At 39.6% G+C, this 12,159-nt stretch carries 10 protein-coding genes and 1 other annotated feature; of the genes, 4 read left to right on the forward strand and 6 right to left on the reverse strand.

The window, feature by feature from the left end; translation table 11 throughout:
* Positions 1 to 696: a hypothetical protein gene (locus G8761_RS07650; RefSeq protein WP_166025249.1), complete on the reverse strand. Its 696-nt coding sequence runs from the start codon at positions 694 to 696 to the stop codon at positions 1 to 3.
* A 149-nt stretch (positions 697 to 845) separates the two neighbouring features.
* Here G8761_RS07650 and G8761_RS07655 point away from each other — a divergent pair, with 149 nt between their 5' ends.
* The 3 genes from G8761_RS07655 (at position 846) to G8761_RS07665 (ending at position 2,662) form a co-directional block, all read left to right on the forward strand.
* On the forward strand, positions 846 to 1,268 hold the full coding sequence (locus G8761_RS07655; protein WP_166025250.1) for a type IV pilus modification PilV family protein: 423 nt from the start codon (positions 846 to 848) through the stop codon (positions 1,266 to 1,268).
* 9 nt (positions 1,269 to 1,277) lie between these two features.
* Positions 1,278 to 1,736, forward strand: coding sequence for a PilW family protein (locus tag G8761_RS07660; protein ID WP_166025252.1), 459 nt, complete (start codon positions 1,278 to 1,280; stop codon positions 1,734 to 1,736).
* Between the two features lie 65 nt (positions 1,737 to 1,801).
* On the forward strand, positions 1,802 to 2,662 hold the full coding sequence (locus G8761_RS07665; protein ID WP_166025254.1) for a hypothetical protein: 861 nt from the start codon (positions 1,802 to 1,804) through the stop codon (positions 2,660 to 2,662).
* A 192-nt stretch (positions 2,663 to 2,854) separates the two neighbouring features.
* Here the strand turns inward: G8761_RS07665 and G8761_RS07670 are convergent, their stop codons facing one another.
* From G8761_RS07670 to G8761_RS07680, 3 genes are all read right to left on the reverse strand, one after another.
* The gene (locus tag G8761_RS07670; RefSeq protein ID WP_338000922.1) at positions 2,855 to 4,573 is read right to left on the reverse strand and encodes a sensor domain-containing diguanylate cyclase; all 1,719 of its coding nucleotides are present in this window, start codon (positions 4,571 to 4,573) and stop codon (positions 2,855 to 2,857) included.
* 78 nt (positions 4,574 to 4,651) lie between these two features.
* Positions 4,652 to 5,974, reverse strand: a complete 1,323-nt coding sequence (locus tag G8761_RS07675; protein ID WP_166025256.1) for a bifunctional folylpolyglutamate synthase/dihydrofolate synthase — start codon at positions 5,972 to 5,974, stop codon at positions 4,652 to 4,654.
* A 69-nt stretch (positions 5,975 to 6,043) separates the two neighbouring features.
* Positions 6,044 to 8,686 carry a valine--tRNA ligase gene (locus tag G8761_RS07680; protein WP_166025258.1) on the reverse strand — a complete coding sequence of 881 codons (2,643 nt, stop codon included), beginning with the start codon at positions 8,684 to 8,686 and terminating at the stop codon, positions 6,044 to 6,046.
* A 52-nt stretch (positions 8,687 to 8,738) separates the two neighbouring features.
* Positions 8,739 to 8,975: a binding site (T-box leader), on the reverse strand.
* A gap of 172 nt (positions 8,976 to 9,147) precedes the next feature.
* On the opposite strand from G8761_RS07680, the gene G8761_RS07685 reads away from it, so the two are divergent.
* Entirely contained in the window at positions 9,148 to 9,339 is a 192-nt protein-coding gene (locus G8761_RS07685) for a hypothetical protein (RefSeq protein WP_166025261.1), read from the forward strand.
* Positions 9,340 to 9,353: 14 nt separating this feature from the next.
* Here the strand turns inward: G8761_RS07685 and ysxE are convergent, their stop codons facing one another.
* Both ysxE and spoVID read right to left on the reverse strand, forming a co-directional pair.
* Positions 9,354 to 10,388, reverse strand: a complete 1,035-nt coding sequence (gene ysxE, locus G8761_RS07690) for a spore coat protein YsxE (RefSeq protein WP_166025263.1) — start codon at positions 10,386 to 10,388, stop codon at positions 9,354 to 9,356.
* A gap of 145 nt (positions 10,389 to 10,533) precedes the next feature.
* Complete coding sequence (gene spoVID / locus G8761_RS07695; protein WP_166025265.1) at positions 10,534 to 11,712, reverse strand: stage VI sporulation protein D; 1,179 nt, start codon at positions 11,710 to 11,712, stop codon at positions 10,534 to 10,536.
* Positions 11,713 to 12,159: the final 447 nt, after the last annotated feature.

Raw genomic sequence — 12,159 nt, forward strand, 5'->3', positions numbered from 1 at the left:
CTATCTAACATTCTTTTCATCTAAAGGCTCAAGTGTCTCCCATTCGAAACTCGGTTCTTGCTTTCCTGCAGCAGCCTCCTGTAGAGCAGGAGATGAAGAATAGGTGATAAGGACTTCAAGTTCCTCCATTCGGGCCCACACCTCTGGCGAAAGCGCCGCTTCTTGTTTAGACTCATTTTTCGTACTTTGATCCGGTACTTTGCCTTTTTCATCCTGTTCTATGCTGCGATTAAATAAAAAAGATAAATCCTCCAGCGAATCTTCGGTAAGCTGAACTGTCTCTTTCGCTTGTATAGATTCAGATTTCTCCAAAGCTGAATCGAGCAAAATAACTCTCTCACCCTCTTTGATAGCTTCCCTTTCATAAGTAGAGACCTCGATAATTGCTTTTATGGGAAGGGGCTGAAAATCAATATGTATTTCATTATCAAGGTTTTTTTGCGATAAACCTTTTTTATATAAAGCAGAAGCAAGCCGATTGTCCATTATGTATACAGATAGGAAAACAAGAATAATCAGCACAGGAAAGGCAAGAAGCAGATTAAAAGTTTTTCCTGCTGCTTCAGAAATAAATGATATTAAAAGAGCTAGAATTAAGATTGATATTTTTCCTTTTGCAGTAATCCCAAGCTGTAATAAAAATAGAATGGGAACCAAAAGTACCAATGACAGAACAGCCAAAACAACATTTTCCATTTACTCACTCTCCACGAGCCGAATGTACCGGTAAATTTATCATACAAATTCTATAATAATATGAGCATTTATTGGAATTTTTGACATGATATACTATCTAATATTGTATAATAATTACATGGATTTTAAAAGAAGGCGGAAAAAAGATTATGGGGGAAAACCTGAAAGAAAAAGGGTTTACTTTAGTTGAAGTTTTAGTTTCAATTATATTGCTTTTTATTATTTTGACATCTTTTCTAAGTCTTTTTTTCCAGTCTGCAATGTTTATTCATTCAAATGAGGAAAAGCTTGGAACCATGCAAATGGCCCAGAAATATATTAATTTAATAGAGGAAAATGTAGGACTTTCTGACCTGAACAGTATTCAAATAGGAACCGAGATTGATAAGAAGGCTATTGATCAGCTGATATTAAAGAATACTAATAAATCCATTGACAGTTCTTCATTTAGAATTAAAGGATTTATAACTAATACTGACACTCCCAAAGGGCTGACTCAGTTTAAAATTATTGTTCAGGACCCAAACGATACAAAAAATAAGTCTGTTACCTATACATATATAAGAAAGTGAGCTGTATCTATGAGGGACGAAAAAGGAATTACTTTAATAGAACTACTTGCTGCACTTTCACTTATGATGGTTGTTTCTTTACTTATTTATGGGGTGTTTTTTGACACTAATAAAAATTACAGCCGATTCTCGGAAAAAACAAGCTTACAGCAGGAAGCTAATTTGATGATTATGACTATAAAAAGTTATCAACAAAAGGAAGATAGTTACCTGCTTAGCTATGATTCTTCTAAGGACAAAGCCTTTATCGGAAAATCTGAAGCTAAACTGCCCCTGCACAGAAATGATATAACAGTTACCAGTTTTAAAGCAGGGAACAACTATTTTGAATGCAATGATACCAATATCTTAGATATAGGCAATTTCACTGTTATACCTCCATCACAAAAACAGTTGTTTATCTGTATTAAGCTAAAAAACAAACAGGGACAAACCTACCAAATAAATACAAGCGTCAAAAGATATTAAGAGGATGGAGGGCGAAGGCCATTAAAAATGAAAAAGGTTATACACTGGTTATAGTGATGGTCGTGATGACCCTAGTAATTGTTTTTGGGCTTGCCTTAAGCGGAATGGCCCTCACAGCAAATAAACAATTTCATAAAACAGACAATCTCAACCGTGCTACGGATCTTGCAGAAATGGGTGCAACTTATTATAAATCGGTAATTAACAGTCTAATCCCATCTGCTGTAGCGGCAGCAAGAACTAACAAGACTACTTTTTGCCAGGAGTTAAAAAGACTGCATGACAGACAGGTGGGGATTTATGATTCCAAGACGGTTGAAAGCAGTAACAAATATCAAATTAGTTCCCCTGTCTTTCCAGCATGCATAGGCAATCCAAACAATATTCTCCTAAATTTTATAAGTACAGGGAAAACAGGAACAGAGGAAAAAGCTATTATTGGCCATTTAAAAATATCAAAAAGGATAGCTTCTGTAAGACCGGACTATTCTGCGTTTGAGAAATATGAGGACGATAAATTAAATAAAGACTTATCATTAACAGATCCAGTGAACTTTACCAACGATAATTTTAAAATAACTGGCGGCAGTTCTTTGAGGATTGAAAAGAGTGCATATTTTAAAAGCCTTACTCTTGATGGGAATGCTGAGGTTTTAATCGGGGGAAATGCTGTGTTTCAGCAAATAACTTCTATGAATGGAAATACCCTTTTAATCGTGGAGGGAGATGCATATTTCCAAGCCACCCCCATTATCGAAAAATTTGTAGGTCATCCCACCCTCTGCATAAAGGGTAATATATACAAAGTTGATAACAATCAAATTATGGAGTACACCGATTTCTCAAACTACTTTACCAACACTTGTGTTAATTCTAATGCCGATTGGTATATTGATGCGGAAAATGGATTATCCGTAGATTATTAGAAAAACTTGGCATTCTCCAAGTCCTTTTTGGCGGATGCCTTAGCTTTTCTTATCACGCTCAAAACGGCACATCGTGTGCCTTTCGCCTGACTAGGACATCCTGTCCGTCGTGCGTTCAGAATTTATGGATATAAATTCTGATTAGCCTAGAAAAAAATTAAAGCCGGTCCCTTGTGGGAGCCGGCTTTCGTTTTATTTAACGTATTCTGCAACTCTATTACGGCCCGCTCGTTTCGCACCTACGTAGAGAGCCCGGTCGGCATGCCTTATTAAAGCCAGTGAATCGTCTGCATCCTGGGGGGCAGCTGCAACACCAATAGATGCAGTGATATTAACAAGGAGAGGAATTTTTTCTTCTCCGAGATGCTCTTTTAAAGTAAAAGGCATGTCTGCAATTGTCTTCCTGATTCTTTCTGCCGTATCATAGGCATCTTCTTTCTCCATATCAGGCAATAAGATGACAAATTCTTCTCCACCATACCGCGCAACGGTTCCCCTGCCCCCAGTTAGCCCTTCAAGTCGTCGAGCCAGCTCACATAGGATTTCATTTCCGCTTTGGTGTCCATATGTGTCATTAACCTTTTTGAAATGGTCAATATCCAGAATGATCAATGACAACAGCTTTCGTTCAAATTGATGAAGCTTTGTAAACTCTGCAGTAAGCATACTTTCAAAGTATCTGTAGTTATACAGTTTGGTAAGCGGACAGCGTTCACTGTATTCTTTTGTTATCTCATAATGCTTTGCATTTTCAATGGCTACTGCAAAATGGGAACAAAGGATATCGACAATCATAAGCTGCATTTTTTCGAATGCACGTTTTTTTCGTGAAGCGAGAATCAGCACGCCTACTACTTCATTGTTTCGAACAATTGGAACACCCATAACACTTTCCACTGAAGTAGGAAGATAACCATTTTCATAATGCCACCACTCTTTTTTTGCAGAAAAAAGATATGATTTTTTTGATGACCAGACTATTCCGCTGATGCCCTGATTTTTTCGTAATGGCGGCAGGTCATTTGGCTTCACTTCACCATTCTCAATCCTTCTGATTAGCACGAGCTCCTCCCGATTAACCACATCCAGTACATAGGCAAAATCAACAGGAAGCATCTCAATTAATTTTTGGACAAACAGATCAATTACATCATTTACATGAACACGTTCTGCCAGCTGGTGTCCAATTTCGGCTGCTTTTTGCAGATACTCATTCACATTTTGACTGGAATAATAGAGATTAAGAATAATAGACAAGCTGGCAAATGGGATCCCAACAAACAATAAGGCTGATATCCCCACTTCTCTGTATATCGTATAAAGGACAAATCCGATTGGAAAGGTGATGACCGTTGTAACTGTTTCCCAAAGCAGGCTTTTATCAAAAAATTTCTCGTTATATTTATATAAGAATTTAAAATACACAAAAAGAACTATTTGATTTATCAGATAACTTAAAACAGCGTAAGTTGCAGCTAAAATAAAGGAAAGCGGTCCATTTAGAACATCTATGCCAGTTTCGCCACCTAAGGCATAATAAATTATTCCGCTGGCAAATGACACTACGAAAAACATCTGGGAATTAATCAGATAGCGGAACCAGCCCTCTTTTCCCACCCTTAGTCTAAGAAGCAGGACAATAAAGGCAATCTGGGAAAACAGCATTTCAATAGTTAGCCCATAATTTAAGAAAACGGACAACGCAACCCATTGAGATATAAAAACGGGGTTGTTATTAATAACCATTGGCATGGCAGACACAATACAGGTTAACAATAAAAATGCCAGCAGTTCAGGAATATGTCCTGAAAAATGCGGAGGATAAGCTTTTAAAGAATAAAAAAACCCTGCCGGAACTAACAAAAACCATATTAATAAATTAATTCTTTTCACAATGGGCTTTATATTCACAGGGCCGCCTCCTCCCGCAGAATTGTTAGTAAAATAGTCACGATTTTACAATAATTTTAGCACTCCTTTAACGGTTTGTCACAGTAAATCGTCGCATTTTTTAAAAAATTTCCTTAAAATTGGTTTTGCCTCAGAAATAAAGTAAAGAGAACCTGTAATTATAAGAACATCATCTTCTCCCAATTCTTCTATTTCTGCTAGTATTGCGGTTTTCCATACCTCGTTAAAGGACTTATTTTCCGACTTGGATAGTGCCATTAAATCAGCGGTAGAAGAGGCACGTGGAAAATCAAAGGACACAAAAACAATCTTATCAGCAGCATCGTCCAGCTGGGCAATCATTTTGTCGAGCTTTTTATCTTTTAATGCCGTGAAGACTACATGAACCTTTTTGTCAGAATACCTGTTTGTTATTTCATTTGTCAGCGCCTGAATTCCTTCATCATTATGGGCACCATCCAAAATGACTAGCGGTTTTTCAGAAATAACCTCAAAACGTCCTGGCCAGAATGCCTCCATCAGACCCAAACGAATCTCCTGTTCACCTATACTGTATCCAAGCTTTTCCTTCAGATATTGAGCAGCTAAAACTGCTAACGATGCATTCTCTGTCTGATGCTGCCCAATCATTCCTATTTTTAAATTATCCAGAATCCCAAAGGGAGATTTAAGGCTGAATTCTTCTCCATTTGAGAGTGAGATATGCTCCGAAATAGAGAAATCTTTGCCTATCCGAAACAAAGTCGATTGCTCTTCTTCTGCCCTTGCTGCAATAACCTTCAGTGCGTCCTCTCTTTTAACTCCGGTTACAACAGCAGTGTGTTTTTTTATAATCCCGGCCTTTTCAAAAGCAATCTGTTCATGTGTATCTCCAAGTATAGCTGTATGGTCCAAGCCAATATTCGTAATCACAGAAAGATAAGGATAAATAACATTGGTTGAATCAAAGCGCCCCCCGAGCCCGACTTCATACAGAACTATATCCACCTTTGCCACTTTTGCAAAATACAGCAGAGACATGGCTGTTATCACTTCAAATTCTGTAGGGCCGCCAAGTTCAGTTTCTTCCAATTGATCAGCCAGCGGCATAATTGCATTTGTTAGTTCCACCAGTTCTTCATCGCTGATAGGCTTGCCATTTACACTTATCCGCTCATTAAAATGCTCTATGTAAGGGGAAGTAAAGGTCCCGACTCTATAGCCAGCCGCCTCGAGAATCGACCGCAGGAAAGTGACGGTGGATCCCTTTCCATTTGTTCCTCCAATATGAACCGTTTTAATTTTAGTTTCCGGATGATCCAGCTTTTCCATCATCCATTGCATCCTTTTTAATCCTGGCTTAATACCAAGTCTTAATCGGGCATGAATCCAATCAAGCGCCTCTTCGTAAGTATTAAACATTTTGCACCTCAATTCCAGGCTCATACAGACAAAGACGAATCCGCCTGTACGGATTCGCCTCCACCCATTTTAGCCTCTTAATTCTTTCCTACGGGCTTCCACAGCATTTCTCTTTTCCATGTAATCCTGTTCTTTTGCACGTTCTTCTGCAATTACATTTTCTGGAGCTTTTTTCATAAAGCCTTCGTTCCCAAGTTTCTTTTGAACTCTTTCTACTTCTTTATTCAATTTTTCCCATTCTTTCTCAAGACGGGCGATTTCTTCATCGATATTAATCAGACCTTCAAGCGGCAGAATGATTTCCAAGCCGGTAATCACTGCTGTCATGGCTTTATCAGGTGTATCCATCTCGGTTCCCATTTCTAATTCCTCTGGGTTGCAAAAACGTTCAATATAGCCGCGGTTTCTTTCAAGCGAAGCAAGAATCGTTTCATCCTTTGCTTTAACAAGCATTTTAATTTTCTTGCTCATTGGTGTATTAACTTCCGCACGGATATTACGAACAGCACGAATGGTTTCCATAAGCATTTTCATTTCTGATGCTGCCTGCTCATCCGTAAATTCCGGATTTGCTTCAGGCCATTTAGCTATTGTAATTGACTCTCCGGAGTGCGGGAGGTTTTGCCAGATTTCTTCTGTAATAAATGGCATGAACGGATGAAGAAGTCTCATTGTTTGATCTAGAACATGTGCCAAAACTGAACGTGTTGTCTTTTTAGAAGCCTCATCATCACCATAGAGGGGAAGCTTCGCCATTTCAATATACCAATCGCACAAATCATCCCAAATGAAGTTATAGAGAGCACGGCCAACCTCTCCAAACTCATATCTGTCAGATAAGCGCGTAACCGTTTCAATTGTTTCATTTAATTGATTTAGAATCCATTTGTCTGCAACGGACTTTTCACCACTTAAATCAATTTCTTCAAAAGTCATACCATTCATATTCATAAGAGCAAATCGGGATGCATTCCAAATCTTATTGGCGAAATTCCAGGTTGCTTCAACCTTTTCAGGAATATAGCGAAGATCCTGGCCAGGTGAGCTTCCTGTAGAAAGGAAGTAGCGCAGGGAATCAGCCCCGTACTGGTCAATCACTTCCATTGGGTCAACACCATTGCCAAGTGATTTACTCATTTTACGGCCTTGAGAGTCTCTAACCAATCCATGAATTAAAACATCCTTGAATGGACGCTCTCCGGTAAACTCAAGACTTTGGAAAATCATTCTTGATACCCAGAAGAAGATAATATCATATCCTGTAACAAGAACATCAGTAGGGAAGTAGCGTTTAAAATCAGCTGCTTCCTTATCAGGCCAGCCCATTGTAGAAAATGGCCATAGTGCGGAACTAAACCATGTATCAAGAACATCCTTATCCTGGGTCCATTTCTCTGCATCTGAAGGAGCCTCAAGACCTACATAAACCTCTCCTGTCTCATTGTGATACCAGGCCGGGATGCGGTGGCCCCACCAAAGCTGTCTGGAAATACACCAGTCGCGGATATTTTCCATCCACCGAAGGTAAGTATTTTCAAAGCGTCCTGGAACAAAATTTACTTTGTCTTCTTTTTGCTGAAGCTCAATAGCTTCCTGAGCAAGAGGTGCCATCTTAACAAACCACTGTGTTGACAGATAAGGCTCAACTACTGCTCCGCTCCGTTCAGAGTGCCCAACGGAGTGCAAATGATCTTCAATTTTAAATAAAACGCCAAGCTCCTGAAGGTCTTTTACAATTTGCTTACGGCATTCAAAACGGTCCATTCCTTTATACTTTCCTGCCCTGTCATTCATGGTGCCGTCTTCATTCATAACTAGAATACGCTCAAGATTGTGGCGGTTTCCTATTTCAAAATCATTCGGATCATGTGCTGGAGTAATTTTAACTGCCCCGGAACCGAATTCCATATCAACGTAATCATCCCCTACAATAGGGATCTCACGTCCAGTAATTGGAAGAGTAACGGTTTTGCCGATTAAATGCTTATACCGGTCATCTTCCGGATGTACCGCTACAGCTGTATCACCAAGCATCGTTTCTGGGCGTGTTGTGGCTATTTCAATATGCCCGCTTCCGTCAGCAAGTGGGTAATTCATATGATAAAAGGCACCTTGTACGTCTTTATAAATTACCTCAATATCTGATAATGCTGTTTTGGTGGATGGATCCCAGTTGATAATATACTCGCCGCGATAAATTAAACCCTTATTATAAAGTGTTACAAATACTTCTTTAACGGCGTCTGAGAGCCCCGCATCAAGAGTGAAGCGTTCACGGCTGTAATCAAGTCCAAGTCCGAGCTTGGCCCACTGCTGGCGAATATGGCCTGCATATTCTTCCTTCCAGCTCCAAGTTTCTTCAACAAACTTTTCACGGCCCAGGTCGTATCTGTTTTTTCCTTCTTCACGAAGCTTTGCTTCAACCTTGGCCTGAGTCGCGATTCCTGCATGGTCCATTCCCGGCAGCCAAAGTACATCATATCCCTGCATCCGCTTCATTCTTGTCATAATATCCTGCAGGGTAGTATCCCATGCATGCCCTAAGTGCAGCTTTCCAGTTACATTGGGCGGTGGAATTACTACTGTGTAAGGCTGTTTTTCCTGGTCATCTTTCGCTTCAAAAAACTTTCCTTTTACCCACCAATCGTAACGTCCCTGTTCGATCGAGGCTGGATCATATTTTGTCGGCATCTGTATGTCATTTGTCTCCATTGAAATTCCTCCTTATTTTTTAAAAATAAATACAAAAAAACCCCATCCGTCATAAAAGGACGAATGGAGTTTGCTTCGCGGTACCACCTTTTTTCCAGCCTGAATAAAAAAGAGGCTGGCTCTTAACAGGATAACGGATTCGATCCGTCTTCCACTACTTGAATGACTATTCTTTGGCGGAAGAAGCTCAAGGGTGACTTTCCAACTGACTGTCTGGGAGCCTTTCAGCAAATGGTTCCCTCTCTTTGAAACAGTATCACATTGTACTCTTCCCTATCGTTGCCTTTTCATTTAATTATATAAGATATACTACCTAAAAAAGGGGATTGTAGTCAACAATGATAGCCAACTTTTTTATATATTATACATTTGAAGCAAAATAGTTCCTTTTAGCTTAAACACTTATTGTGTGGAATATACATAATATGAGGAGAAAGAACTGAGGGGGGGAGAGTGTTCTGATGAAAAGAAACTTTAAAATCTACTCCAAGCCGCCATGGGTCAGGAAAATAAGAGCCGTATGTGCACAGTTTATTATTCCTTTTTGCATATTTCAGGGTATAAGGGCAATCCTGATTCCAACCTTCTTTGATGTTTTGCTCCTTATCGTTTTTATTGCTATTGCCTTTGCCATTCAACTGGAATACTTTTAGGAGCCCACTTTGTGCTACTGGGCTCCTGTTTCTTTTGCCGTCTGTTCCTGGCTGTCTATTTCACTAATCCGCATGACTACATATTCTGTGTTTTTCAAGTGCCAATATTTCCGATGCAGCTGCTGGACAAATTTCATCTCATTAGCAGTTCTCTTTTTTTGAAGATATCTTTCTGTCACTTGCAGAATAGGGGCTGGGTGGGCCAAATAACTTAAAAACAATAACTTTTCATCCGGCTTGTAGGGGAAGTACTTAAAATAGTAATAAACCCAGTCAATTGCCTCTTCATTTCGTTTAGGCTGGGTTTTTAGGGTTCTGGCTAAAAAAGGAAGCATGTCATGAATAGGTGATCCGTATCCGGCCTCTTCAAAGTTTATAAAATACCCATATCCTCTTTCATCATATAAAAAATGTTCAGAAGATATTTTTCCGTGTGTAATCACCATTCTTGCCTTTTCCTGATCTTTTGTCTTCTCATACCACTCTTCAAACTTTTCCTTTGAAAAACGGATAGCCTGACTTATTTCCGTGTAATACATCGAAAAAAGCAATTCGAATGGCGACATATAGGATCTTTTTTCACATTGTTCTATCATACCGTCAAGTAATTCCTGATTTTTTTCTAACCGCTGTATTGTTTTTTCATAATGCTCAGTACGGTCCTCCTTTTTTACAGTTACTTCTTTGGCGGACAAGGTATGAAGTCTGGCCAATTCACGAAAAAGCTGCTGATGCTTTTCTTTCCTGTCCTCCCTTTCTTCATTGGGCAGCCAGGGCATTAAGTAATACAGGCTTTGGTCATTTAGAACAGCATAACGGCCATCCATGGTTGGATAAACAGGAACAATCCTATTAAACCCTTTTTGGTATAGCTCATGGACATGCCGAATAAAATCTGTTCCTCTTTGAGGAGGGATTTTTTTTAGGGCAAAGGTGCCTTTATTGGAGTAAATTTTTTGGATTTTACCAAAATTCTCAACAAAATAAGGGTCAATATAATAACTATTTAAAATAGGAGCAACTGCTGCAATTAGATTTGGTTTATTCACCGAAACTCAGCTCACTTTCATTAGAAAACCGTAAACACACATAAAATGCAATATCTGCATGGTTTACTCGAGTATCACGCACGCTGATGCTACTAAAAAAACAGTTGAGCAGGCACGAAGACCCGCTCATCATGTCTTTTCTATGTTATTTTTTTCCCACCGCTACCGGAATGTATAGAACCTGACCTTCATAAACATCCTGGTTTAATTCCATTTGATTTACTCGTGCAAGATTTTGAACGGGAATATCATATCTTTCTGAAAGAAGATTTAAGGTATCTCCTTTTTGAACAATGCATACCTTAAGCTTTGCACTTTCGTTGGTTTCTTCTCTCCTTGCAAAAAACTCAGTGAGACTCATGCTTTTCTTATTGCCCTGTTTTTTCTTTTTCGGTTTTGCCTCCTGAATCTTTTCAGGACTGGATGAACTTTCTGGCTCTAGTTCTGCTACTGCAGTCTCTTCTTCAATGACTGTTACCATTTCAGGCTGTGCTTGCTCCTGTACTACTACTTCCTGCTTTTCCTCGCTCCTTGCAACTTCTGGTTCCTGCTTTTCCTCGCTCCTTGCAACTTTTGATTCCTGCTTTTCCTCGCTCCTTGCAACTTCTTGCTTCTGCTTTTCCTCGCTCCTTGCAAATTCTGCAAGAAAGTCTTGGTGATAATTTTCCTTTAATGCTTGATACGCGAATGAAGGGATTTCAAGTACTTCCACTGGAGCTTCTTCTGTTACTTGCTTTCTAGCTTCTGCATGGAAAGTATCTTCTTCCTCAAGAACTGGATAAGCCTCATCCTCTTGAACCGAGGCAGTCTCCTCTTCAAAAGCTTCCTGTTCTTCCGCTGCTAGTTCTTTCTGGCTGCGAGCTTCAACCTTCTCCTCTTCCCTCTCATGCTGCTGTTCACCATATAACCCGCTGATGGTTAAATCAGAAGTAAGTTTCATGCAACTCCTTTCAGGAAAAGAATAGTCAAATGATTCTACTACTACATCAATATCGTAGATGCTTTTAATTCGGTTATTGGGAATGGTGATGTCCACAGGAAACCTGTGTGAGAATTGGCAAGTGCCGCTTTCTCGGTCCTGGACAATTTGGACATATTTGTGTCCGGGATTAGATTCCTCTTCCCCTTCTGAATTTTCATTATTGCACACATACTCACCTGTTAATTCTAATGATCCCCGTATCGTAACATACTGGTCATTCTCCTGAATCGTAATATCAGGATCAAGCGAGATGGAAACTAGCTCAGTGACTTCCTGTCCTTTTCGAAACCATAAAGACTCCTCCAAAGAAAATCGAAGGCACGATTGATTTTCCTGAGACAAAGCGACTCCTCCTTTCGTTTCCTTCACGTAAAATCACTATGTCACTTACACTCTATGAAGATTTTCTTTTTTTTATGATAAAAAAGCTATATAGAAGGCAGAAAACTTATCGCTACAAGGAAAGTATTGCAAAAGCTGGTGTTATCTTAATTAGGCTATGTTAAAGGATTTGATTGATTGTAATAAAATCTTCGAAACTCCAGCTGGAAGACGAGGGTGGCAAGACCACACAGCGAGGTACGAGAGCGGAGGCTGCCAGTTCATCCGCGGAAAGAGAGCAGGCTCCCTCTTTTTATCAATTGCTGTGTTAAAGAATATTGCTATGTTGAGTGGAGAGGAAGGCGGGAGACTCCAGCGGGGAAAGTGGGCGCCGTGAGCGAAAATCAACAGTCAGATTAACCAGAGCCTAAATAAAAAAGCACCCGTACTATTTGTACGAGTGCTCCT

The sequence above is a fragment of the Neobacillus terrae genome (assembly GCF_011393025.1).
In the GTDB taxonomy this organism is placed as follows: domain Bacteria; phylum Bacillota; class Bacilli; order Bacillales; family Cytobacillaceae; genus Neobacillus_A; species Neobacillus_A terrae.